The following is a 22421-nucleotide window of genomic DNA, read 5'->3' as shown; positions in this document are numbered from 1 at the left end:
CCGCGATCGTCGTCGTCGGTGACGAACTCGCGGTACATCGAAAGATGCAGTGCCGGACCCTTCCCGGGCATCAGGCGAGCACGGCACCCGCCGTGTTGGATGGGACCATGGCCGCCCCGCGACTGCCCCGACCGCACCGCTTCGACGCGTACGTCGCGCTCGCCGGGCTGCTCGGCGGGCTGCTGCTGTGGGGCATGGGCCTGGCGACCCGGCCGAAGGACGAGCCGATCGTCCTGTTCCCGGGTCCCTGGCCGCTCCTGGTGCCGCTCGCGCTGGTCGCCGGCTGCGAACTGATGCGCCGGGCCGCACCGCGCACCGCCCTGGCGACCGCCACCGCCGCGCTGACGCTGGACACCATGACCCAGGGCAACCTGGCGACGCTGGTGATGTACACCGACGTCATGTACGCGGCCGTGCTGTACGGCACCCCGGCTTCGGCCCGCCGCATCCCCTGGATCACCGGGCTGGTGTCGGTGGCCGCCACCGTGGCCTCCTACGCGGCGTGGCGGGTGCCCGAGGCGCTGCTGATCGGCGCGGGCGTCGCCATCGTGTCGTTCGCGCCCGCCTCCACCGGCCTGATCGTGCGCAACCACCGGGACGCCGCCGAGGCGGCCCGGCTGCGCGCCGAGCAGACGGCGCTGCTGGCCGAGATGGACCGGGTGCAGGCGGTCGGTGCCGAGCGGGCCCGGATGGCGCGGGAGCTGCACGACATGGTCGCCAACCACCTCTCGGCGATCGCCATCCACTCCACGGCCGCGCTCTCCCTGGACGACCCGGACACCACCCGGCAGGCGCTCGGGGTGATCCGTGAGAACAGCGTCGAGGGCCTGGCCGAGATGCGCCGCCTGATCGGCATCCTGCGGGACGCCGGCGCCGGCACCGAGCCGTCCGCCGCGCCCACCCTCGACGGCCTCGGGGCCCTGGTGGACACCGCCCGCGCCAACGGCCTGGACGTCACCCTGCGCGCCGAGCCGGGGGGCCCGCTGCCCGCGCCGGTGGAACTGGCCGCCTACCGCATCGTCCAGGAGTCGCTGACGAACGCGCTCAAGCACGCCGGCCCCGGCCGGGTCACCGTGGCCCTGGTCCAGCGGGACGGCTCCCTCGGCATCACGGTGACCAGTCCGTACGGTGAGCGGGACGCGCCCCGCGCTCCCGGCTCGGGGGCCGGTCTGGTCGGTATGCGGGAGCGGGCCACGCTGCTGCACGGCACGCTGGAGGCCGGGCCCGAGGACACCGCGGACGGCACGGTCTGGGCCGTACGCGCGACACTTCCCACCGTCGAAGGAGACTCCGCATGATCCGCGTCCTGGTCGCCGAGGACCAGTCCGCCGTTCGCGCCGGGCTGGTGCTCATCCTGCGCAGCGCACCCGACATCGAGGTGGTCGGTGAGGCGGCGGACGGCGAGCAGGCGGTGGCGCTGGCCCGGGAGCTGCGGCCCGATCTGGTGCTGATGGACGTGCAGATGCCGCGCCTGGACGGGGTGTCGGCGACCCGGCGGGTGGTGGCGGAAGGGCTGGCCGATGTGCTGGTGCTGACCACCTTCGACCTGGACGAGTACGTGTTCGGGGCGTTGCGTGCGGGCGCGGCCGGGTTCCTGCTGAAGAACACCGAGGCGAAGGACCTGCTCGCGGCGGTGCGGACGGTGGCACGCGGGGAGGGGCTGATCGCTCCGGCGGTGACCCGGCGGCTGATCGCCGAGTTCGCCGCCGGGCCGCCGCGGGGACCGAGAGCGGATCCGGCGGTGCTGGAGCAGCTGACCCGGCGGGAGCGGGAGGTGCTGTCGTGCCTCGGCGAGGGCCTGTCGAACGCGGGCATCGCGGAGCGGCTCGACATGGCGGAGGCGACGGTGAAGACGCACGTCAGCCGGTTGCTGGGGAAGCTGGAGCTGCGCAGCCGGGTGCAAGCTGCGGTGCTCGCGCAGGAGTTGGGGATCTGACGGGGTTACCGGGGCGGCGCTTGGGTAGTGGTCCAGACCTATTGACCTATGGTCCAGACCTTTCTATTCTCGCCGCACCGTGGGCGTGAAGGCTCAGTCACGCCCACCCCCGACATCCCCACAAAGGAGGCGCAGCATGCGCTTCAGACACCGAGCCGCGGCAGGGTTCGCGACCCTCCTGCTCCCCCTCGCCGGACTGACGGGCCTCGCCGGCCCCGCCCAGGCCGCCGCGGAAGCCACCTCGGCCACCGCCACCTTCACCAAGGCCTCCGACTGGGGCAGCGGCTTCGAGGGCAAGTGGACGGTGAAGAACACCGGCACCACCACCATCAACTCCTGGACCGTCGAGTGGGACTTCCCCTCCGGCACGTCCGTCACCTCCGGCTGGGACGCCGACATCACCTCCGCCGGCACCCACTGGACCGCCAAGAACAAGACCTGGAACGGCACTCTCGCCCCCGGCGCCTCCGTCTCCTTCGGGTTCAACGGCACCGGCACCGGCGCTCCCGCCAACTGCAAGCTCAACGGCGGCAGTTGCGACGGCGGCCCCAACGTCCCGGGTGACAACCCGCCGAGCGCCCCCGGAACCCCGGCCGCCTCGGACATCACCGACACCTCGGTGAAGCTCACCTGGAAGGCCGCCACCGACGACAAGGGCGTCAAGAACTACGACGTGCTCCGCGGCGGCACCAAGGTCGCCACCGTCACCGGCACGAGCTGGACGGACACCGGCCTCACCGCCGGCACCGACTACTCGTACACCGTCCAGGCCCGCGACACCGCCGACCAGACCGGCCCGGTGAGCGGCGCGGTCGCCGTCCGCACCACCGGCGGCGACGGAGGCCCCGGCCCGCAGCCCGGCGCCAAGGTCAACCTCGGCTACTTCACCAACTGGGGCGTCTACGGGCGCAACTACCACGTGAAGAACCTGGTCACCTCCGGCTCCGCCTCCAAGATCACGCACATCAACTACGCCTTCGGCAACGTCCAGGGCGGCAAGTGCACGATCGGCGACGCCTACGCCGACTACGACAAGGCCTACACCGCCGACCAGTCCGTCGACGGCAAGGCCGACACCTGGGACCAGCCGCTGCGCGGCAACTTCAACCAGCTGCGCAAGCTCAAGGCCCAGTACCCGCACATCAAGGTGCTGTGGTCGTTCGGCGGCTGGACCTGGTCCGGCGGCTTCCCCGACGCCGTGAAGAACCCGGCCGCGTTCGCGAAGTCCTGCCACGACCTGGTCGAGGACCCGCGCTGGGCCGACGTCTTCGACGGCATCGACCTGGACTGGGAGTACCCGAACGCCTGCGGTCTGAGCTGTGACACCACCAGCGCGCCCAACGCCTTCAGCTCCATGATGAAGGCCATGCGCGCCGAGTTCGGCAAGGACGCCCTGATCACCGCGGCCACCACGGCCGACGCCTCCGCCGGCGGCAAGATCGACGCCGCCGACTACGGCACCGCGGCGCAGTACATCGACTGGTACAACGTGATGACGTACGACTTCTTCGGCGCCTGGGAGAAGAACGGTCCCACCGCTCCGCACTCGCCGCTGACCTCGTACCCCGGCATCCCGCAGCAGGGCTTCACCTCCGCCGACGCGATCGCCAAGTTCAAGGCGAAGGGCGTGCCCGCGTCCAAGCTGCTGCTCGGCATCGGCTTCTACGGCCGCGGCTGGACCGGCGTCACCCAGTCCGCGCCCGGCGGCACCGCGACCGGACCGGCGGCCGGCACCTACGAGGCCGGAATCGAGGACTACAAGGTCCTGAAGAACAGCTGCCCGGCGACCGGCACCATCGCCGGCACCGCGTACGCGCACTGCGGCACCAACTGGTGGTCGTACGACACCCCGGCGACCATCGGCACCAAGATGAGCTGGGCCAAGAACCAGGGCCTGGGCGGTGCCTTCTTCTGGGAGTTCAGCGGTGACACCAGCAACGGTGAACTGGTGAACGCCATGGCCAACGGCCTGAAGTAGACCTTCGGGGGAAACCCCTCAGGCGACATTGACGCGCTGACCGGGCGGGGCTGCCTCAAGCCACGCGAGAAAACCGGTCAGCGCGTCTTCGCTCATGGCCAGCTCCAGCCGCGTGCCCCGGTGCAGACAGGCCAGGACCACCGCGTCGGACAGCAGCGCCAGCTCCTCCTCGCCGTCGGGCAGCCGGCGGCCGGCCACCTCGATCGCCGAACGCTCCAGTACCCGGCGCGGTCGCGGAGCGTACGAGAAGACCCGGAACCACTCGACCCGGTCACCGTTGTAGCGGGCCACACCGTAGGCCCAGCCCTTGCCGCTGGTGTCGCCCTGCTCCGGGGCGTCCCAGCGCAGGGAGCAGTCGAAGGTGCCGCCGGAACGCTGGATGAGCCGGCGTCGCAGACCGAAGACGAACAGCCCCAGCACCACGAGGGCGACGACGATTCCGCACACAGTCAGAGCGAGGACCATCGACACCGACCTCCTCGTCTCCTAGGTAACGGAACGGAAAAAACCTCTATATCTGCCTCAGCCGCGGCCGGCTCCGGATTGCTCCGGTGCCGACCGCGGCTGAGTGACGTCACTACTCGGCGCTCCCCCAGAGCCTAGACGGCCCGGGAGCGACCCTCGGGGTCAGCGCGCCGCCGCCGCACGCAGTCGGACGTCCGCGCGGCGCTGGGCGGCTTCGTCGCCCTCCGCCTTCGCGCGCTCCAGCTCCTGCTGGGCACGCTGGACGTCGATCTCGTCCGACAGCTCGGCGATCTCGGCGAGCAGGGACAGCTTGTTGTCCGCGAACGAGATGAAACCGCCGTGCACCGCGGCGACGACCGTTCCACCATCGCTCTTGCGGATGGTCACCGGGCCCGACTCCAGCACACCGAGCAGCGGCTGGTGACCGGGCATGACGCCGATGTCGCCGGACGTGGTGCGCGCGACGACCAGGGTGGCCTCGCCGGACCAGACCTCTCGGTCGGCCGCGACCAGCGCGACGTGCAGCTCAGCAGCCAAGGTGGCTCCTCGGGTCACCACCCGGCGGGACTGCCGGGTGTTGGTTACAAGTCTAGTGGGCGTGGACGAGGGGGCGGGACGTGCCCGCCCCCTCATGACTCAGGCTGCTGCCCGGGTCAGGAGACGCCCAGCTCCTTCGCGTTCTTCTTCAGGTCCTCGAGACCACCGCACATGAAGAACGCCTGCTCCGGGAAGTGGTCGTACTCGCCGTCGCAGATCGCGTTGAACGCGGCGATCGACTCGTCCAGCGGCACGTCCGAACCGTCCACGCCGGTGAACTGCTTGGCGACGTGGGTGTTCTGGGACAGGAAGCGCTCCACGCGACGGGCACGGTGGACGACGAGCTTGTCCTCCTCGCCCAGCTCGTCGATACCGAGGATCGCGATGATGTCCTGGAGGTCCTTGTACTTCTGCAGGATGTTCTTCACGCGCATGGCCGCGTTGTAGTGGTCCTGCGAGATGTAGCGCGGGTCCAGGATCCGGGACGTGGAGTCCAGCGGGTCCACGGCCGGGTAGATGCCCTTCTCGGAGATCGGACGGGAGAGAACCGTCGTCGCGTCGAGGTGGGCGAAGGTGGTGGCCGGGGCCGGGTCGGTCAGGTCGTCCGCGGGGACGTAGATCGCCTGCATCGAGGTGATCGAGTGACCACGGGTCGAGGTGATGCGCTCCTGGAGGAGACCCATCTCGTCGGCCAGGTTCGGCTGGTAACCCACCGCGGAGGGCATACGGCCGAGCAGGGTCGACACCTCGGAACCGGCCTGGGTGAAGCGGAAGATGTTGTCGATGAAGAACAGCACGTCCTGCTTCTGCACATCGCGGAAGTACTCCGCCATGGTCAGACCGGCCAGGGCCACGCGCAGACGGGTGCCCGGGGGCTCGTCCATCTGGCCGAAGACCAGCGCGGTCTTGTCGATGACGCCCGACTCGCTCATCTCGTCGATGAGGTCGTTGCCCTCACGGGTGCGCTCACCGACACCGGCGAACACCGACACACCGTCGTGGTTGTTGGCGACGCGGTAGATCATCTCCTGGATGAGCACCGTCTTGCCGACGCCGGCGCCGCCGAACAGACCGATCTTGCCGCCCTTGACGTACGGGGTCAGCAGGTCGATGACCTTGACGCCGGTCTCGAACATCTCGGTCTTCGACTCGAGCTCGTCGAAGTTCGGGGCCTTGCGGTGGATGGACCAGCGCTCGCCCGAGTAGGTCTCGTCGACGTTCAGCACCTCACCGAGGGTGTTGAACACCTTGCCCTTGGTGAAGTCGCCGACCGGGACGGTGATGCCGTCGCCGGTGTCGACGACCGGGGCCTGGCGGACCAGACCGTCGGTGGGCTGCATCGAGATCGCGCGGACCAGGCCGTCACCCAGGTGCTGGGCGACCTCCAGGGTCAGCGTCTTCTTCTCGCCGGCGTTGGCCGGGTCGGCCACCTCGACGTGCAGGGCGTTGTAGATCTCCGGCATCGCGTCGACGGGGAACTCCACGTCGACGACCGGGCCGATGACCCGCGCGACGCGGCCCGTCGCCGTGGCCGTCTGAGCAGTGGTGGTCATTACTTGTCACTCCCCGCGGTCGCGTCGGCCAGGGCGCTCGCGCCACCGACGATCTCGCTGATTTCCTGGGTGATTTCGGCCTGGCGGGCCGCGTTGGCAAGACGGGAGAGCGTGTTGATCAGCTCGCCCGCGTTGTCGGTTGCCGACTTCATCGCGCGCCGCGTGGCGGCGTGCTTCGAAGCGGCCGACTGGAGCAGCGCGTTGTAGATCCGGCTCTCGACGTACCGCGGCAGCAGCGCGTCGAGGACGTCCTCGGCCGACGGCTCGAAGTCGTACAGCGGAAGGATCTCGCCCTTGGCGGACGACTCCTGCGCGACCTCGTCGAGGCTGAGCGGCAGCATGCACTTGTCGATCGCCGTCTGCGTCATCATCGAGACGAACTCGGTGTAGACGATGTGGAGCTCGTCCACGCCGCCCTCCGCCGTGTCCTTCTGGATGGCCTCGATCAGCGGGCCCGCGACCTTCTTGGCGTCCGCGTACGACGGCTCGTCGGTGAACCCGGTCCACGACTCCGCGATCGTGCGCTCACGGAAGTTGTAGTGGGCGACACCGCGCCGGCCGACGATGTACGTGTCGACCTGCTTGCCCTCGCGCTCCAGGCGCTCGGTGAGCTGCTCCGCCGCCTTGATGGCGTTGGAGTTGAAGGCACCGGCGAGACCGCGGTCACTGGTCAGCAGCAGCACGGCGGACCGGGTGACCGTCTCGGCGGCCGTGGTCAGCGGGTGCCTGGTGTTGGAACCGGTGCCGACCGCGGTGACCGCGCGGGTCAGTTCTTCCGCGTACGGCGTGGAGGCCGCCACCTTGCGCTGCGCCTTGACGACGCGCGAGGCGGCGATCATCTCCATCGCCTTCGTGATCTTCTTGGTCGCGGTGACGGATCGGATGCGACGCTTGTAGACCCGGAGCTGGGCTCCCATGAGTCAGGTCCCTTCCTACGTCACTTGGCGGCGGACGGGGCGTCCTCGCCGAGCAGCTTGCCGTCCGAGGTCTCGAACTGCTTCTTGAACGCGGTGATGGCGTCGGCCACGGCCTGCAGGGTGTCGTCCGACATCTTGCCGCCCTCCTTGATGGAGGTCATGAGGCCCTGCTCCTTGCGGTGCAGGTACTCCAGCAGCTCCTTCTCGAAGCGGCGGATGTCCGCGACCGGCACGTCGTCCATCTTGCCGGTGGTGCCGGCCCACACGGAGACGACCTGGTCCTCGGTGGACATCGGCTGGTACTGGTCCTGCTTCAGCAGCTCGACCATGCGCTGACCGCGCTCCAGCTGCGCCTTCGACGCGGCGTCCAGGTCGGAACCGAAGGCGGCGAACGCCTCCAGCTCACGGAACTGGGCCAGGTCCACGCGCAGACGGCCGGAGACCTGCTTCATCGCCTTGTGCTGCGCGGAACCACCGACTCGGGAGACGGAGATACCGACGTTCAGCGCGGGGCGCTGACCGGCGTTGAACAGGTCCGACTCCAGGAAGCACTGGCCGTCGGTGATGGAGATGACGTTGGTCGGGATGAACGCCGAGACGTCGTTGGCCTTCGTCTCGACGATCGGCAGACCGGTCATCGAGCCGGCACCCATCTCGTCGGAGAGCTTGGCGCAGCGCTCCAGCAGGCGGGAGTGCAGGTAGAAGACGTCGCCCGGGTAGGCCTCGCGGCCCGGCGGACGGCGCAGCAGCAGCGACACGGCGCGGTAGGCGTCGGCCTGCTTCGACAGGTCGTCGAAAATGATCAGGACGTGCTTGCCCTCGTACATCCACTGCTGGCCGATGGCCGAGCCGGTGTAGGGGGCGAGGTACTTGAAGCCGGCCGGGTCGGACGCCGGGGCGGCGACGATGGTCGTGTACTCCAGCGCGCCGTTCTCCTCCAGCGCGCGGCGGACCGACGCGATGGTGGAGCCCTTCTGGCCGATGGCGACGTAGATGCAGCGGACCTGCTTCTTCGGGTCGCCGGAGCGCCAGTTGTCACGCTGGTTGATGATCGTGTCGACGGCCAGGGCGGTCTTGCCGGTCTGGCGGTCGCCGATGATCAGCTGACGCTGACCACGGCCGATCGGGGTCATCGCGTCGACGGCCTTGTAGCCGGTCTCCATCGGCTCGTGCACCGACTTGCGCTGCATGACCGTGGGGGCCTGCAGCTCGAGGGCGCGGCGGCCGGACGTCTCGATCTCACCGAGGCCGTCGATCGGGTTGCCGAGCGGGTCGACGACGCGGCCGAGGTAGCCCTCGCCCACCGCGACGGAGAGGACCTCGCCGGTGCGCGTGACCGGCTGACCCTCCTCGATCCCGCTGAACTCACCGAGGACGATGGCGCCGATCTCGCGCTCTTCCAGGTTGAGCGCGAGGCCGAGGGTGCCGTCCTCGAACTTCAGCAGTTCGTTGGCCATGGCCGAGGGAAGACCCTCGACCTTCGCGATGCCGTCGCCGGCAAGGGTGACCGTACCGACCTCCTCGCGCGAGGCCGCGTCCGGCTTGTACGACTGGACGAAGTTCTCCAGCGCGTCCCGGATCTCCTCCGGCCGGATCGTGAGCTCCGCCATCTGGGTTCCCTGCTCTCCTTGTTGGGCCCGAAGTTTCACTTTGGGGGGATGGGGACTCCCCCCAACAGGAGGTGAATCCTCTGCACGGCCCAACCAGGGCCGTAAGTACGTACTGCGTGTTCAGTTGCCGCGGCAGTGGCTGCCGCCGCGTCGCCGTCAGCCGGCCAGGCGGCGCTCGGCGTCGCCGATACGGTCCGCGATGGAGCCGTTGATGACCTCGTCGCCGACCTGCACCCGGATCCCGCCGAGGACCTCGGGGTCCACGTCCAGGTTGAGGTGCATCTGACGGCCGTAGAGCTTCGCGAGGGCGGCGCCCAGGCGCTGCTTCTGCGCGTCGCTCAGCGGGACCGCCGAGGTGACGACGGCGACCATGCGGTTCCGGCGGTCCGCGGCGAGCTTGGACAGGGACTCCAGTCCCGCTTCCAGGCTACGTCCCCGCGGCGCGGTCACCAGGCGCGTCACCAGACGCTCGGTGGTCACGGCGGTCCGGCCGCCGAGCAGGCTGCGCAGCAGCTCGCCCTTGGCGTGGACGCCGGCCTTGCGGTCGGTCAGCGCGGCGCGCAGCTCGGTGTTGCCCGCGACGATCCGGCCGAACCGGAACAGCTCGTCCTCGACGTCGTCGAGCGTGCCCGCCTTCTGCGCCGCGGTGAGGTCGGCGGTGTTCGCCAGCTCCTCCAGCGCGTCCACCAGGTCGCGCGACTGCGACCAGCGGGAGCGCACCAGGCCGGCCAGCAGGTCGGCGGTCTCCCCGCCGACCTGGCCGCCGATCAGCCGCTGGACCAGCTCAGCCTTGGCCTCACCGGCCTGCGCCGGGTCGGTGAGGACCCGACGCAGCGACACCTCGCGGTCGAGCAGCGCGGTGACGGCGGCCAGCTCGTCGGCGAGCCTGGCCGCGTCGACGGACGTGTGGTCCGTCAGCGCGTCGAGACGCTCACGTGCGGCTGCCAGGGCCTCGCGGCTCGCTCCGTTCATCGGCCGGCCTCGGCCTTCTCCTCGAGCTCGTCGAGGAAGCGGTCGATCACACGGCTCTGCCGGGCGTGGTCCTCGAGGGACTCGCCGACGAGCTTGCCGGCCAGCTCGGTGGCCAGCTTGCCGACGTCCTGGCGCAGCGCGGACGCGGCGGCCTTGCGGTCGGCCTCGATCTGGGCGTGGCCCGCGGCCACGATCTCCTCACGCTGCCGCTGGCCTTCCGCGCGCATCTCGGCGATGAGCGCGGCGCCCTGCTCCTGCGCCTCCTGGCGCAGCCGCGCGGCCTCGTGCCGGGCCTCGGCGAGCTGGGCCTTGTACTGCTCAAGGACGCTCTGGGCCTCGGTCTGGGCGGCCTCGGCCTTCTCGATACCGCCCTCGATGGCCTCGCGGCGCTCTTCCAGAACCTTGTTGATGTTCGGAAGGAGCTTCTTGGCGAGGAAGCCGAAGACGATGACGAAGGCGAGCAGGCCAATGACGAGCTCAGGGATCGGCGGGATGAGGGGGTTCTCGGCCTCCCCCTCAGCCGCCAGGATGAGCAGCTGGCTCATGTCGTTGCCTTTCGTCTGGGTTGCTGGTCGTCAGCCTGAAGTGATCAGGAGCCGTAGACGAACGGCATAACCAGACCGATCAGGGCGAGCGCCTCACAGAAGGCGAAGCCCAGGATCTGGTTGGCACGGATGAGGCCGGCCGCCTCGGGCTGACGGGCGAGCGCCTGCGTACCGTTACCGAAGATGATGCCGACGCCCACGCCGGGGCCGATGGCGGCAAGGCCGTAGCCGATGGAGCCGAGGGCCTTGAGGTCACCGGTGACAGCGGCAAGAGTAGACATGCCAGTTCTTCCTTCTCTTTCAAGGACCGGTGGGGGTTGGCCACCGGACGTCTGCGGGGTTCGAAAGTGGCGGGTGCTCAGTGGTGCTCGGCGAGCGCGCCCTGAATGAAGGTGCAGGTCAGGAGCACGAAGACGTACGCCTGAAGGGCCTGGACGAAGAGCTCGAAGGCCGTCATGACGATGACCATGATGAACGAGACGCCGGCGTAGGCGATGCCGATGCCGTTCAGCAGGTACCAGCTGGCGATCGTGAAGAGCAGCAGCAGGGTGTGGCCCGCGAACATGTTCGCGAAGAGTCGCACCGCGTGGGTGAACGGACGGACGACCAGGTTCGAGAAGAACTCGATGGTCATGGCCAGCGGCAGAACCGGGCCGAGCTCCTTGTTGTAGCCCGTGAAGTTCTTGAACGCGCCTACGAACCCGTGCCGCTTGAAGGTCAGCGACACCCACAGGACGTAGACGATCGCGGCGAGCACCGCCGGGTAGGCGATGATCGAGGTCACCGGGAACTGGGCGACCGGGACGATCGACCAGAGGTTCATCATCCAGATGAAGAAGAACAGCGAGACGACCAGCGGGACGTACTTCTCGCCTTCCTTCTTGCCGATGGTCTCGTAGACGACGCCGCGCCGGATGAAGTCGTAGCCGGCCTCGGCGACCATCTGCAGCTTGCCCGGCACGACCTTCGGCTTGCGGAAAGCAGCCCAGAAGAAGCCGATGACGATGACGGAGCCGAGCAGCGCCAGCAGCATCGTCTTGTTGAAGTACAGGTTGCTGTCCGCGTCGCCCCAGAGGGGCTCGAACAGGAACGAGTGCAGGCCGGGAGCCGGGAAGCCACAGCCGTCGAAGATGTGGCAGTCGGTCTCGAAGGCGAGCACCTGCGTCGGGTCAGCACTCACCGCGGGCTCCTTCAGCGTGGCGCATGGGTACGGCAACCTCGTTGTGTCGGCGCGGCGCGCGGCCGCGGTTCGGCACTGGACTGGTGTTTCTGGTGTGGGGGCGGCGGTTCGGCGTCGAGCCTCGCGATGGAACAGGCGTCAGCTCGGATGCCCGCGCCCGCAGTGCCGCAGTTGGCACCGGACGATAGCAGCTTGTCGAACGCGTCTTTATCCCGGCCCTACCCCTCACGACGTCGGACCCGTCTTCTCGGGCTTGCTGCCCGCGGAGGAGTCCGGTTCGACGTAAAGGATCTTGGACTTCATGTGCGCGACCGTCTGCGAGCCGATCCACACCAGGGTGGTCGCGATCAGCGTGATGGCGAAGGCCCGCGGATGGAACAGCGTGGTGTTCTTGAAGGCGGCGAGGAAGATGAACAGCAGCAGGATCTGCGCCGCGTAGAGCATCAGGCCCATCGCCTGGAACAGGTGCGGGAGCGACTTGGCGGTGCGCTGGAGCACGTACAGGCCGAGACCCATGAAGAGGATCGTCACCAGGGCGGCCACGACGGAGCCCACGGCCCCCTTGCCGCCGGCCACCACTCCGCTGACGACGGCGGCTGCAGCGCCGACGGCAGCTGTGGGCACAGCGGCCTGGGCCAGGATCCGGACGTCGTTGGACGGCATGGCGGCAACTCCGCTTTCAAAGGGGGGCAGGGGTGTCGTCATGGACGAGCGTAGTCCCGGGGTGAGAGGGAACCTCACGCGAAGGGACCGTCGCACTACGGTCCTTCGGCTCTATCCGGGGTTCTCGTGAACGGTATCACAAACTATTTGATGAGGTCTTTACCTGCCGGGTGTGCCAACTGTCACACATGAGAGTGATGCCGCGCGTCTGTGCAAAAACCGAGCCGTCTTGTCTGATATTGCGGCAGTTCGTTCCCCCACGGCTTGGCAATGCTTTAGTCAGATTCTTACCTTGAGAGCCGCGATCGGGGGCCCACGGCGGTCGCCCCGTTGACACCCGACACCCCGGCGGCCACCGGCGTACGGGCCTCCTGCTCGGCCGGCGCCGGCTCGGCGACGGCCGGCTGCCCGGACGCCACGACGACCCTGCGGCGCCGGTAGCGCGGCGGCACGAAACGCTCGGCCCACACGGGGGCGCGCGGGGTGAAGCGCGGAAGCAGCAGCAGGACGAGGCCGATCGCGCTCAGTACCACGACACTCAGCACGATCCACATGGACGCACTGTTCACGGAGTACGCCAGCGCGCCGAAGGCGATCAGCGCCGACCAGAAGTACATGATCAGCACCGAGCGGCTGTGCGAGTGGCCGATCTCCAGCAGCCGGTGGTGCAGATGCCCGCGGTCCGCGGCGAACGGCGACTGGCCGCGCCAGGTACGGCGCACGATCGCCAGGATCAGGTCGGCGGCCGGGATCGCGATGATGGTCAGCGGCAGCAGCAGCGGGATGTAGACGGGGACCGTCTGGTGCACGGTGTTGCGCTCGGAACCGGAGAACAGGTTCATCACGTCCGGGTCGACCTGGCCGGTCACGGAGATGGCGCCGGCGGCCAGCACGAGGCCGATCAGCATCGACCCGGAGTCGCCCATGAAGATCCGCGCCGGGTGCATGTTGTGCGGCAGGAAGCCCAGGCACATGCCCATCAGGATGGCCGCGAAGAGGGTGGCGGGGGCCGCGGCCTCGATGCCGTACGAGTACCAGATGCGGTAGGCGTACATGAAGAACGCGGCGGACGCGATGCACACCATGCCCGCGGCCAGGCCGTCCAGCCCGTCGACGAAGTTGACCGCGTTGATGGTGATCACGACCAGGGCGACGGTGAGGAGCGTGCCCTGCCACTGGGTGAGGGCCACCGTGCCGACGCCCGGCACGGGCAGCCACAGGATGGTCAGACCCTGCATGACCATCACGCCGGCGGCGATCATCTGACCGCCCAGCTTGATCAGGGCGTCGATCTCGAACTTGTCGTCCAGCACGCCGATCAGCCAGATCAGCGCGGCTCCGGAGAGCAGCGCGCGGGGTTCGTTGGACCTGTCGAAGACCTGGTGGAGGTTGGTGAGGTGGTCGGCGACCAGCAGGCCGGCGCACAGGCCGAAGAACATCGCGATCCCGCCGAGCCGCGGAGTCGGCTCCCGGTGCACGTCCCGGGCCCGGATCTCCGGCATCGCCCCCGCCACGATCGCGAACTTGCGCACCGGCCCGGTCAGCAGGTACGTCACCGCGGCCGTGATGCAGAGCGTCAGCAGGTATTCACGCACGGGCTTCCCCACAGGTCTCGCTGGCCATCTCAGCCCCACACCCTAGCGAGGCACGCATATGAGTGGGGACTTACGGGTAGCGACGATGGTTGCACGGGTGGCTGTGGACGGCAGGACCGCCTCCCCCGCTCAGCCCGGATACGGCGGAAACCGGCCGGTCAGCTCCCGCACTTCCTCCCGCACGGACTTGCCCCGCCCGGGTTCGCGCACCGCCAGCGCCAGCAGGGCGGCGATCCGCCGCATCTCCGTCTCCCCCATGCCCTGGGTGGTCACCGCGGCCGTGCCCAGCCGCAGGCCCCGCAGGTCGCCGTGCGGCAGGGCGCAGCAGTCCAGGATGATCCCCGCGGCGGCGAGCCGGCCGCGGGCGGTGCGGCCGTCGACGCCGAGCGGGAACGGATCGGCGGTGATCAGGTGCGTGTCCGTGCCGCCCGTGGTGACGGCCAGCCCCTCCGCGGCCAGCGCGGCCGCGAGGACCCGCGCGTTGGCGACCACCTGGTGGGCGTACGCGGAGAACGCCGGCGTCGCCGCCTCGCCGAACGCGACCGCCTTCGCGGCGATGGTGTGCATCTGGGCGCCGCCCTGGGTGAACGGGAAGACGGCCCGGTCGACGCGCTCGGCCAGCTCGGCGCCGCAGAGGATCATTCCGCCGCGCGGCCCCCGCAGCACCTTGTGCGTGGTGGCGCACACGATGTCGGCGTACGGCACCGGCGTGGGCGCCGCTCCCCCGGCGACCAGGCCGATCGGGTGGGCGGCGTCCGCGATGAGGTAGGCGCCGACCTCGTCGGCGATCTCGCGGAAGAGCGCGTAGTCGGTATGGCGCGGATAGGCGGTGGACCCGCACACGATCGCCTTGGGCCGGTGGCCGCGGGCCAGGGCGCGCACCTGCTCGTGGTCGACGAGCCCGGTCTCGCCGTCGACGCCGTAGCCGACGAAGTCGAACCAGCGGCCGGAGAAGTTCGCGGGCGAACCGTGCGTGAGGTGCCCGCCGTAGGGCAGTCCGAGGGCGAGCACGGTGTCGCCGGGCCGCAGCAGCGCGGCGTAGGCGGCGAGCACGGCGGACGACCCGGAGTGCGACTGCACGTTGGCGTGTTCCGCCGCGAACAGCGCCTTCGCCCGGTCCACGGCGATCCGCTCGGCCACGTCGACGATCTCGCAGCCGCCGTGGTGGCGGTTGCCGGGGTAGCCCTCCGCGTACTTGTTGGCGAGCGGGGAGCCGAGCGCGGCCAGCACGGCGGGCGAGGTGAAGTTCTCCGCCGCGATCAGCTGGAGCGTCGTCGACTGCCGGGCCAGCTCCCCGAGCAGCAGCTCGGCCAGCTCGGGGTCCTGGGCGCGCAGGACGTCGGTCTCACGGGCAGGGGTGACCGTCATGGTGGGCTCCGGGGCGTCGACGCTGACGTACGTCCAATGTAGGCCTGGGCACCGTGCCCCGCCCCGCGGCTACGTCCGGGCGGGTACTCCGGTCAGCGCCGTCACCACCGGGTCAAGCGCCTGGTGTATCTCGTCGCCCACCGAGCGGAAGAACGGCAGGGGTGCCCCGTACGGGTCGTACACCTCGTCCGCCTCCGCGGTGGGAGCCAGCAGCCAGCCCCGCAGCGCGGCGGCGGCCCGCACCAGCGCGCGGGCCCGCATGACCACGCCGTCCTCCAGCGGGGGGAGCGTCGCGGGGTCGATGGCCCGCACCAGGCGGGTGAACTCCTTCAGGGTGAAGGTGCGCAGGCCCGCGGAGTGGCCCATGGAGATGACCTGGGCGCGGTGGTCGCGGGTGGCGGTCAGGACCAGGTCGGCCCTGATGACGTGCTCGTCCAGCAGCTCACGGCCGGTGAACCCGGAGGCGTCCGCGCCGAACTCGGCCAGCACGGTCTCCGCGTTGGCCTCCATGGGCGCGCCCTCGTGGCCCCAGGTCCCGGCGCTCTCCACGATCAGTCCGCCGCCCAGCACGCCGAGCCGCTGCGACACGAAGTGCCGGGTCAGCCGCTCGGTGATCGGCGAGCGGCACACATTGCCGGTGCTGACGTGGAGGATGCGGAAGGTGTCCCTCGGGAAGCCGAAGGTGGTCGTCTCTTCCCCGCTGCCTATGCCACGCCCCGCTTCGGGGGGTGTCAATTCGCCACCTCGAGGTCGGGTACGACCTTGCGCAACTCGTCCGCCGACAGCGCGCCCGCGCGCAGCAGCAGCGGCACCTCGCGGGTGACGTCGACGATGGAGGACGGCACGTTCCCGGGGGTGGGGCCGCCGTCGAGGTAGACGGAGACGGAGTCGCCGAGCATGCCCTGCGCCGCGTCGCAGTTCTCCGGCGCGGGGTGGCCGGTGAGGTTGGCGGAGGACACCGCCATCGGGCCGACCTCGGTCAGCAGTTCGATGGCGACCGGGTGCAGCGGCATCCGCACGGCGACCGTGCCGCGGGTGTCGCCCAGGTCCCACTGGAGGGACGGCTGGTGCCTGGCGACCAGCGTGAGGGCGCCCGGCCAGAACGCGTCGACCAGTTCCCAGGCCAGCTCGGAGAAGTCGGTGACGAGGCCGTGCAGGGTGTTCGGGGAGCCGATGAGCACGGGGGTGGGCATGTTGCGGCCCCGGCCCTTGGCCTGGAGCAGGTCGCCGACGGCCTCCTTGGAGAAGGCGTCGGCGCCGATGCCGTACACGGTGTCGGTGGGGAGGACCACCAGCTCGCCTCGGCGGACGGCGGACGCGGCTTCACGCAGACCGGTCACGCGGTCGGTCGCGTCGTTGGTGTCGTATCGCCGTGCCATATCTAGCGGGCCTCCTCGTACACGTGCTTCAGAGAAAGAGTGGGGGTGGTGCTCACGGCAGTGCCTTGCGGGCGGTGGCGAACCGTGGGCGGTTGTTGAGGTCGGGGTGGTCGGCCGCGTCGGCCCACCCGCGTTCCTCGGTGAAGATCCACGGCACCTGCCCGCCCTGGGTGTCGGCGTGCTCGATGACGACGACTCCGCCGGGGCGCAGCAGCCGGTGCGCGGTGCGCTCCAGGCCGCGGATGAGGTCGAGGCCGTCCTCGCCGGAGAACAGGGCCATCTCGGGGTCGTAGTCCCGTGCCTCGGGGGCGACGTACTCCCACTCGGTGAGCGGGATGTACGGCGGGTTGGAGATGACCAGGTCGACCTGTCCGTCGAGGTCGGGGAAGGCGGTCAGCGCGTCGCCCTGGCGCAGGTCGACGCGGGAGCCCTGCACGTTCTTGCGGGTCCACACCAGGGCGTCCTCGCTCAGCTCCACGGCGTGCACCCGGGAGCGGGGCACCTCCTGGGCGAGGGCGAGCGCGATGGCGCCGGAGCCGGTGCACAGGTCGACGATGCACGGCTCGACGACGTCCATGGCGCGGACCGCGTCTATGGCCCAGCCGACGACCGACTCCGTCTCCGGGCGGGGCACGAACACCCCGGGCCCGACCTGGAGCTCCAGGTACCGGAAGAAGGCGCGGCCGGTGATGTGCTGGAGCGGTTCGCGCTGTTCCCGGCGCGCGACGACCTCCCAGTAGCGGGCGTCGAAGTCGGCGTCCTTCACGGAGTGCAACTCGCCCCGCTTCACGCCGTGCACGAACGCGGCCAGCTCCTCCGCGTCGGTGCGCGGCGAGGGCACGCCGGCGTCGGCCAGCCGCTGGGTGGCCTGGGCCACCTCCGCGAGCAGCAGGTTCACGCTCGTCCTCCGTGTGGGTACTTGCTCGTACGTGCCTTACGCGGCTGCGAGCTTGGCGGCCGAGTCCGCGTCGACACAGGCCTGGATCACCGCGTCGAGGTCGCCGTCCAGGACCTGGTCAAGGTTGTACGCCTTGAAGCCGACGCGGTGGTCCGAAATCCGGTTTTCCGGGTAGTTGTAGGTGCGGATCTTCTCGGAGCGGTCGACGGTGCGGACCTGGCTGCGGCGGGCGTCCGCGGCCTCCCTCTCCGCTTCCTCCTGCGCCATGGCGAGCAGCCTGGAGCGCAGGATACGCAGTGCCTGCTCCTTGTTCTGCAACTGGCTCTTCTCGTTCTGGCAGGAGGCGACGACTCCGGTCGGGATGTGCGTGATGCGCACCGCGGAGTCGGTGGTGTTCACCGACTGGCCGCCGGGACCCGAGGACCGGTAGACGTCGATGCGCAGGTCGTTCGGGTTGATCTCGACGTCGACCTCCTCCGCCTCGGGGGTGACGAGCACGCCCGCCGCCGAGGTGTGGATGCGGCCCTGCGACTCGGTGGCCGGGACGCGCTGCACGCGGTGCACGCCGCCCTCGTACTTCAGCCGCGCCCACACGCCCTGGCCGGGCTCGGTCTGCCCGCGGGCCTTCACGGCGACCTGGACGTCCTTGTAGCCGCCCAGCTCCGACTCGGTGGCGTCGATGATCTCGGTCTTCCAGCCGACCCGCTCGGCGTAGCGCAGGTACATCCGCAGCAGGTCGCCGGCGAACAGCGCGGACTCGTCGCCGCCCGCGCCCGCCTTGATCTCCAGGATGACGTCCTTGTCGTCGCTGGGGTCGCGCGGGACGAGCAGCAGGCGCAGCTTCTCGGTCAGCTCCTCGCGCTGCTTCTCCAGCTCCTTGACCTCGGCGGCGAAGTCGGGGTCGTCGGCGGCGAACTCGCGGGCGGTCTCGACGTCGTCGCCGGTCTGCTTCCAGGAGCGGTAGGCGCCGACGATCGGGGTCAGCTCGGCGTAGCGCTTGTTGAGCTTGCGCGCGTTGGCCTGGTCGGCGTGGACCGACGGGTCCGCGAGCTTCTTCTCCAGGTCGGCGTGCTCGGCGACGAGGTCCTCGACTGCCTCGAACATCTCTGGGCTCCTGACTGCGTACGAAGGTGAAGTGGGCGGCGACCAAAAACGCCGGTCCCGGCACGCCCTGGAAAGGGGCGTGACCGTGGACCGGCGAAGAGGGGCTCGCTACTTCTTGGAGCCGGCGGCAGCCTTGCCGAAGCGGGCCTCGAAGCGGGCCACACGGCCACCGGTGTCGAGGATCTTCTGCTTGCCCGTGTAGAACGGGTGGCACTCGGAGCAGACCTCGGCCCGGATGGTGCCGGACGCGATGGTGCTGCGGGTGGTGAACGACGCGCCGCAGGTGCAGCTGACCTGCGTCTCGACGTACTCGGGGTGGATGTCGCGCTTCAAGGTGTCTCCTAGGTTCGGGAGGGCACCGGGTCGCTTCCGCGGGGTGCGGCAGCGTGAACCGGGGCCGACGTACCAGTCTGCCAGGACTGGGGCCTACTCCCAAAACCGGGGGTGCCGGTCGTTTGTTCCCCACTGCTCCCCGCGGGCCGTCCGCGGCCCGGCGTGCCCGAGCGGGCGGTGCCGTACGCCCGTGCGGCGCCGCACCGCCGGTCAGCGCACGACGCCCCTGGCCTCGCCGGTGGCCGTGTCCTCGGTGACGGACCGGGGGATGGGGCGGTCGTTCCTCAGGGCCGTCCAGACCTGGTCGGCCTTGGACTTCACCGGGAGGACGCGGTTGGGGTCGGCGGCATCGTAGACGACCGGCATGGTGATCATGGTCATGCCGGATACGTCGATGTCCTTCAGGCCGCTCGCGAAGGACATCAGGGAGTTCACCGAGCCCAGGGCGGAGTCGGTGGTCACGGTCCTCGTCGCGGTGTCGGCGAGGTCGTACAGCTTCTTCGGGTCGCCGAGGAGGTCGACGTCCCGCACCTGCTCCAGCAGGGCCTTGAGGAACGCCTGCTGAAGCTGGATGCGGCCGAGGTCGGAGCCGTCACCGACGCCGTGCCGGGTGCGGACCAGGCCGAGCGCCTGCTCGCCGGTCAGCCGGTGCCGGCCGGCCTCCAGGTACAGGTGGCTGTCGGGGTCCTCGATGTCCCGGGTGGTGGTGACCTCTACGCCGCCCAGCTCGTCGACGAGCCGCTGGAAGCCGGAGAAGTCGATCTCCAGGTAGTGGTCCATGCGGATGCCGGTCAGCGACTCGACGGTCTTGACCGCGCAGGCGGCGCCGCCGGTGGAGTACGCGGAGTTGAACATCACGCCGGACGCCGCCGGGTGGCTGCCGCCACCGGTGTCGGTGCAGGCGGGCCGGTCGACGATGGTGTCCCGCGGGACGGAGACCACGCTGGCCCTGCGGTGGCCCTCGTGGACGTGCACGATCATGGCCGTGTCGGCGCGGGCGCCGCCGTCGTCGGTGCCGCCGCCGAGCCGCCCGTTGCGGCCGGAGCGGCTGTCCGAGCCGAGGACCAGGATGTTCCGCGAGCCGTTGTCCGTCCTGCTGGGACGGTCGGTGCCGAGGACCTGGTCGATGTCGACGCTGTCGAGGTTGCCGTTGAGCTTGACGTAGACGTACCCGACGCCGGTGCCGCCGAGGACGACGATGCCCGCCGCGGTCCAGGCCGCGACGAGCAGCCCCTTGCGGTGCCGGCCGCGGGGCTTCGGACGGCGGTCCCCGGCCCGGCGGCGCGGGCCGCTCCCACCGGGCTCGCCCGCTGTGCCGGGTCCCGGCGTGCTCTGGGCGGACATGTGCTCCTCGGCTCTCGTCGGTCGGCCACCCCCTGCGGTGGCGGCCGGGCCGGGCCGGACGAACCGATCCGTACCGCTCCATCGTCGCCCCGCCGGGCCGGACGGGGAAACCGGGCACGAGATCGCGTGACGCACCGTGCCCACCCGGGGTCCGGGTGGGCACGGTACGCGGCGGTGGCGGGCCGGACGCGCCCGGCCCGCCGCGGTGTCAGCCGAGGATGTCGTACTGCTTGAAGTACGTCCCCATGGAGATCCTCGCGGTGAAGGTCCCGCCCGTGGCCTTCCCGGTGCCCCGGTAGAGGTAGAGCGCGCCGCCGGGGGTGCGGGCCAGGAGGTCGGCGCGGCCGTCGCCGCTCACGTCACCGACGGCGGTGATGGCGTTGTAGGTGGCGCTGCTCCAGGTGGCGATCTTGACCCGGGGGGCGAACGCTCCGCCGCTCGTCTTGCCCAGGCCCTTGTACAGGTAGACGTAGCCGTTGCTCGCGTTGCGGGCGATCAGGTCGGCCCGGCCGTCGCCGGTGAAGTCGCCGTGGCCGCGCAGCTGGTTGTACTGGTTCCAGCCCGAGCCGAACTGCACCCGGGCGGCGAAGGTGCCGTTGCCCTTGCCCGGGTAGATCCACAGCGCGCCCGCCGAGTCGACCGAGATCAGGTCGGGCAGGTAGTCACCGGTGACGTCGCCCGGGGCGACGATCCGGGTGCGGGTCTTCCAGTTGTCGGCGATCAGCCGGGTGACCCAGGTGTTGCTGGAGTACACGTAGTGGGCCCAGAAGACGTCGCCGTCGCTGCTGCGGCGGTAGACGAGGTCCTGGTAGCCGTCACGGTCCAGGTCGGTCTGGAGGACCAGGTTCACGCCGGCCCAGTTGCCCCAGTTCTCGCCGGCCGCGAACGACGTGCCCCGGGAGTAGCGGGAGTAGCCGGTGTCCGTGGCGGCGGTGCGCAGCCACAGGTCGGCCCGGTGGTCGCCGTTGATGTCGGTGTCGTCCACGCGCGGGTAGGTGACGCCGACGTAGGTGGCGACCTTGGTGAAGACGCCGTAGGCGCCCTTGGCGACGCAGTCCTCGACGCCCCACGAGACGACGCCGACGATCCGGTTGTTCACCACCAGGGGGCCGCCGGAGTCACCGTTGCACGCGGTGGTCGTGCCGGTGTCGCTGCCGGTGGCGGGGTTGCCCGCGCACACCATGTGGCCCTTGATGAAGTTGGTGCCCCAGGCCTGCGCGCAGGCGGTGTCCGACTGGATGGGCAGCGTGGCCGTCTTCAGCGTCTCGGAGAGGTTGTCGTGGGTGGAGCTGGTGCGGCCCCAGCCGTAGACCTTGGCGCTGGTCCCGGGGGCGTACGAGGCGGTGTCCCCGGACGTCGTCATCCGGATGGGGGTCGCCTTCACGGCGTACGGCAGGGTGAGGACCGCGATGTCGGCGTCGATGGTCGACGGCCGGTAGGACGGGTTGCTCCACTGCCGCCAGACACCGGCGATGCTGCCGCCGTGCAGGTCCGTGATGTAGCCCTGGTCGTCTACGGCCGGGAGCTGGGCGGTGCCGGTGATGACCGCGCCGTGGCGGTGCCAGTCGTAGCCGGCGACGCAGTGCGCGGCGGTGAGGATCTTCGTCGGCGCGACGACCGCTCCCCCGCAGAAGAAGCCGGTGTCGTCGGAGGTGTCGGCGGTGCCCTTGTCGTCGCCGTACCAGAGCTGCGCCATCCAGGGCGCGGAGGTGATGGTCGTGGTCGTACCGCCGATGATCTTCGCGTCGGCGGCGGGAGCGGTGCTGCCCGCGCTGTACGACGAGCGGGCCGGGCCCGCGCCGGCCGTGTCGTCGCCGGCGACCGCGGTGGCGACCCGGCGCTCCAGCTCGGCGGCCGGCGCTGAGCTGGTGGCCGGTGTGACGGCGGGCCGCGGCAGCGGCGTCGCCGCCTCGGCGGAGGTGGTCAGCAGCGTGGCGGCGAGAACGGCGGCCACACCCGCCCCGCAGAACGGCAGGGCGATGCGTATACGGCGTCTGTGCAAGGAAGTCCCCCCTGGGATGCCCATGAGTGGATGAGGGCACGA

The 22421-nt window shown here is 70.2% G+C and carries 22 protein-coding genes; 3 read left to right on the top strand and 19 right to left on the bottom strand.

What is annotated here, in order from left to right; genetic code table 11:
- Positions 1 to 107 precede the first annotated feature (107 nt).
- From SGLAU_RS22790 to SGLAU_RS22780, 3 genes are all read left to right on the top strand, one after another.
- Positions 108 to 1298, top strand: coding sequence for a sensor histidine kinase (locus SGLAU_RS22790; RefSeq protein ID WP_043504155.1), 1191 nt, complete (start codon positions 108 to 110; stop codon positions 1296 to 1298).
- Entirely contained in the window at positions 1295 to 1936 is a 642-nt protein-coding gene (locus tag SGLAU_RS22785) for a response regulator (RefSeq protein WP_043504153.1), read from the top strand. Before SGLAU_RS22790 ends, SGLAU_RS22785 begins: the two co-directional genes overlap by 4 nt.
- A gap of 136 nt (positions 1937 to 2072) precedes the next feature.
- Positions 2073 to 3914 (top strand): glycoside hydrolase family 18 chitinase, encoded by a 1842-nt coding sequence (locus SGLAU_RS22780; RefSeq protein ID WP_043504151.1) that lies wholly within the window; start codon positions 2073 to 2075, stop codon positions 3912 to 3914.
- 18 nt (positions 3915 to 3932) lie between these two features.
- Here the strand turns inward: SGLAU_RS22780 and SGLAU_RS22775 are convergent, their stop codons facing one another.
- From SGLAU_RS22775 to SGLAU_RS22685, 19 genes are all read right to left on the bottom strand, one after another.
- The gene (locus SGLAU_RS22775; RefSeq protein WP_043504150.1) at positions 3933 to 4379 is read right to left on the bottom strand and encodes a DUF2550 domain-containing protein; all 447 of its coding nucleotides are present in this window, start codon (positions 4377 to 4379) and stop codon (positions 3933 to 3935) included.
- A gap of 162 nt (positions 4380 to 4541) precedes the next feature.
- The gene (locus SGLAU_RS22770; protein WP_043504149.1) at positions 4542 to 4916 is read right to left on the bottom strand and encodes a F0F1 ATP synthase subunit epsilon; all 375 of its coding nucleotides are present in this window, start codon (positions 4914 to 4916) and stop codon (positions 4542 to 4544) included.
- Between the two features lie 116 nt (positions 4917 to 5032).
- The gene (gene atpD, locus SGLAU_RS22765) at positions 5033 to 6469 is read right to left on the bottom strand and encodes a F0F1 ATP synthase subunit beta (protein WP_043504147.1); all 1437 of its coding nucleotides are present in this window, start codon (positions 6467 to 6469) and stop codon (positions 5033 to 5035) included.
- Positions 6469 to 7386, bottom strand: a complete 918-nt coding sequence (locus SGLAU_RS22760; protein WP_043504146.1) for a F0F1 ATP synthase subunit gamma — start codon at positions 7384 to 7386, stop codon at positions 6469 to 6471. The genes atpD and SGLAU_RS22760 overlap by 1 nt, the downstream gene beginning before the upstream one ends.
- A 20-nt stretch (positions 7387 to 7406) precedes the next feature.
- The gene (atpA, locus tag SGLAU_RS22755; RefSeq protein ID WP_043504144.1) at positions 7407 to 8996 is read right to left on the bottom strand and encodes a F0F1 ATP synthase subunit alpha; all 1590 of its coding nucleotides are present in this window, start codon (positions 8994 to 8996) and stop codon (positions 7407 to 7409) included.
- Between the two features lie 156 nt (positions 8997 to 9152).
- A complete protein-coding gene (locus SGLAU_RS22750; RefSeq protein WP_043504142.1) occupies positions 9153 to 9968 on the bottom strand; it encodes a F0F1 ATP synthase subunit delta in 816 nt (271 codons plus the stop codon).
- On the bottom strand, positions 9965 to 10513 hold the full coding sequence (locus tag SGLAU_RS22745; protein ID WP_043504140.1) for a F0F1 ATP synthase subunit B: 549 nt from the start codon (positions 10511 to 10513) through the stop codon (positions 9965 to 9967). The genes SGLAU_RS22750 and SGLAU_RS22745 overlap by 4 nt, the downstream gene beginning before the upstream one ends.
- A gap of 44 nt (positions 10514 to 10557) precedes the next feature.
- Positions 10558 to 10794, bottom strand: coding sequence for an ATP synthase subunit C (locus tag SGLAU_RS22740; RefSeq protein WP_030042676.1), 237 nt, complete (start codon positions 10792 to 10794; stop codon positions 10558 to 10560).
- Positions 10795 to 10871: 77 nt separating this feature from the next.
- Entirely contained in the window at positions 10872 to 11693 is an 822-nt protein-coding gene (gene atpB, locus SGLAU_RS22735; protein ID WP_043504139.1) for a F0F1 ATP synthase subunit A, read from the bottom strand.
- Positions 11694 to 11918: 225 nt separating this feature from the next.
- Positions 11919 to 12356: a hypothetical protein gene (locus SGLAU_RS22730; RefSeq protein WP_043504138.1), complete on the bottom strand. Its 438-nt coding sequence runs from the start codon at positions 12354 to 12356 to the stop codon at positions 11919 to 11921.
- 287 nt (positions 12357 to 12643) lie between these two features.
- Positions 12644 to 13951: an MraY family glycosyltransferase gene (locus SGLAU_RS22725; RefSeq protein WP_043504137.1), complete on the bottom strand. Its 1308-nt coding sequence runs from the start codon at positions 13949 to 13951 to the stop codon at positions 12644 to 12646.
- 129 nt (positions 13952 to 14080) lie between these two features.
- Positions 14081 to 15319 carry a serine hydroxymethyltransferase gene (gene glyA / locus SGLAU_RS22720; RefSeq protein ID WP_043504135.1) on the bottom strand — a complete coding sequence of 413 codons (1239 nt, stop codon included), beginning with the start codon at positions 15317 to 15319 and terminating at the stop codon, positions 14081 to 14083.
- 69 nt (positions 15320 to 15388) lie between these two features.
- Positions 15389 to 16054: a low molecular weight phosphatase family protein gene (locus SGLAU_RS22715; RefSeq protein ID WP_043504134.1), complete on the bottom strand. Its 666-nt coding sequence runs from the start codon at positions 16052 to 16054 to the stop codon at positions 15389 to 15391.
- Positions 16051 to 16698, bottom strand: a complete 648-nt coding sequence (locus SGLAU_RS22710) for an L-threonylcarbamoyladenylate synthase (protein ID WP_043504133.1) — start codon at positions 16696 to 16698, stop codon at positions 16051 to 16053. The genes SGLAU_RS22715 and SGLAU_RS22710 overlap by 4 nt, the downstream gene beginning before the upstream one ends.
- A 52-nt stretch (positions 16699 to 16750) precedes the next feature.
- Positions 16751 to 17596 (bottom strand): peptide chain release factor N(5)-glutamine methyltransferase, encoded by an 846-nt coding sequence (gene prmC, locus SGLAU_RS22705; RefSeq protein WP_043504131.1) that lies wholly within the window; start codon positions 17594 to 17596, stop codon positions 16751 to 16753.
- Positions 17597 to 17632: 36 nt separating this feature from the next.
- Positions 17633 to 18700, bottom strand: coding sequence for a peptide chain release factor 1 (gene prfA, locus SGLAU_RS22700; RefSeq protein WP_043504129.1), 1068 nt, complete (start codon positions 18698 to 18700; stop codon positions 17633 to 17635).
- A gap of 108 nt (positions 18701 to 18808) precedes the next feature.
- Positions 18809 to 19033 (bottom strand): 50S ribosomal protein L31, encoded by a 225-nt coding sequence (rpmE, locus tag SGLAU_RS22695; protein WP_030944953.1) that lies wholly within the window; start codon positions 19031 to 19033, stop codon positions 18809 to 18811.
- Between the two features lie 210 nt (positions 19034 to 19243).
- Positions 19244 to 20377: an LCP family protein gene (locus SGLAU_RS22690; protein WP_043504127.1), complete on the bottom strand. Its 1134-nt coding sequence runs from the start codon at positions 20375 to 20377 to the stop codon at positions 19244 to 19246.
- A gap of 208 nt (positions 20378 to 20585) precedes the next feature.
- The gene (locus SGLAU_RS22685) at positions 20586 to 22403 is read right to left on the bottom strand and encodes a trypsin-like serine protease (RefSeq protein ID WP_078957843.1); all 1818 of its coding nucleotides are present in this window, start codon (positions 22401 to 22403) and stop codon (positions 20586 to 20588) included.
- Between the last annotated feature and the right edge of the window lie 18 nt (positions 22404 to 22421).

The organism is Streptomyces glaucescens, from assembly GCF_000761215.1.
GTDB lineage: Bacteria > Actinomycetota > Actinomycetes > Streptomycetales > Streptomycetaceae > Streptomyces > Streptomyces glaucescens_B.
Note: the sequence above shows the minus strand (reverse complement) of the source record. Positions and strands in the feature narration are given on the sequence as shown.

Bases quoted from the DNA above. Each gene is read 5' to 3' on its own strand.
- SGLAU_RS22790 (WP_043504155.1), top strand. From the start codon at position 108: ATGGCCGCCCCGCGACTGCCCCGACCGCACCGCTTCGACGCGTACGTC.
- SGLAU_RS22785 (WP_043504153.1), top strand. From the start codon at position 1,295: ATGATCCGCGTCCTGGTCGCCGAGGACCAGTCCGCCGTTCGCGCCGGG.
- SGLAU_RS22780 (WP_043504151.1), top strand. From the start codon at position 2,073: ATGCGCTTCAGACACCGAGCCGCGGCAGGGTTCGCGACCCTCCTGCTC.
- SGLAU_RS22775 (WP_043504150.1), bottom strand. From the start codon at position 4,379: ATGGTCCTCGCTCTGACTGTGTGCGGAATCGTCGTCGCCCTCGTGGTG.
- atpD (WP_043504147.1), bottom strand. From the start codon at position 6,469: ATGACCACCACTGCTCAGACGGCCACGGCGACGGGCCGCGTCGCGCGG.
- SGLAU_RS22760 (WP_043504146.1), bottom strand. From the start codon at position 7,386: ATGGGAGCCCAGCTCCGGGTCTACAAGCGTCGCATCCGATCCGTCACC.
- atpA (WP_043504144.1), bottom strand. From the start codon at position 8,996: ATGGCGGAGCTCACGATCCGGCCGGAGGAGATCCGGGACGCGCTGGAG.
- SGLAU_RS22750 (WP_043504142.1), bottom strand. From the start codon at position 9,968: ATGAACGGAGCGAGCCGCGAGGCCCTGGCAGCCGCACGTGAGCGTCTC.
- SGLAU_RS22745 (WP_043504140.1), bottom strand. From the start codon at position 10,513: ATGAGCCAGCTGCTCATCCTGGCGGCTGAGGGGGAGGCCGAGAACCCC.
- SGLAU_RS22740 (WP_030042676.1), bottom strand. From the start codon at position 10,794: ATGTCTACTCTTGCCGCTGTCACCGGTGACCTCAAGGCCCTCGGCTCC.
- SGLAU_RS22730 (WP_043504138.1), bottom strand. From the start codon at position 12,356: ATGCCGTCCAACGACGTCCGGATCCTGGCCCAGGCCGCTGTGCCCACA.
- glyA (WP_043504135.1), bottom strand. From the start codon at position 15,319: ATGACGGTCACCCCTGCCCGTGAGACCGACGTCCTGCGCGCCCAGGAC.
- SGLAU_RS22710 (WP_043504133.1), bottom strand. From the start codon at position 16,698: ATGGCACGGCGATACGACACCAACGACGCGACCGACCGCGTGACCGGT.
- prfA (WP_043504129.1), bottom strand. From the start codon at position 18,700: ATGTTCGAGGCAGTCGAGGACCTCGTCGCCGAGCACGCCGACCTGGAG.
- SGLAU_RS22690 (WP_043504127.1), bottom strand. From the start codon at position 20,377: ATGTCCGCCCAGAGCACGCCGGGACCCGGCACAGCGGGCGAGCCCGGT.
- SGLAU_RS22685 (WP_078957843.1), bottom strand. From the start codon at position 22,403: ATGGGCATCCCAGGGGGGACTTCCTTGCACAGACGCCGTATACGCATC.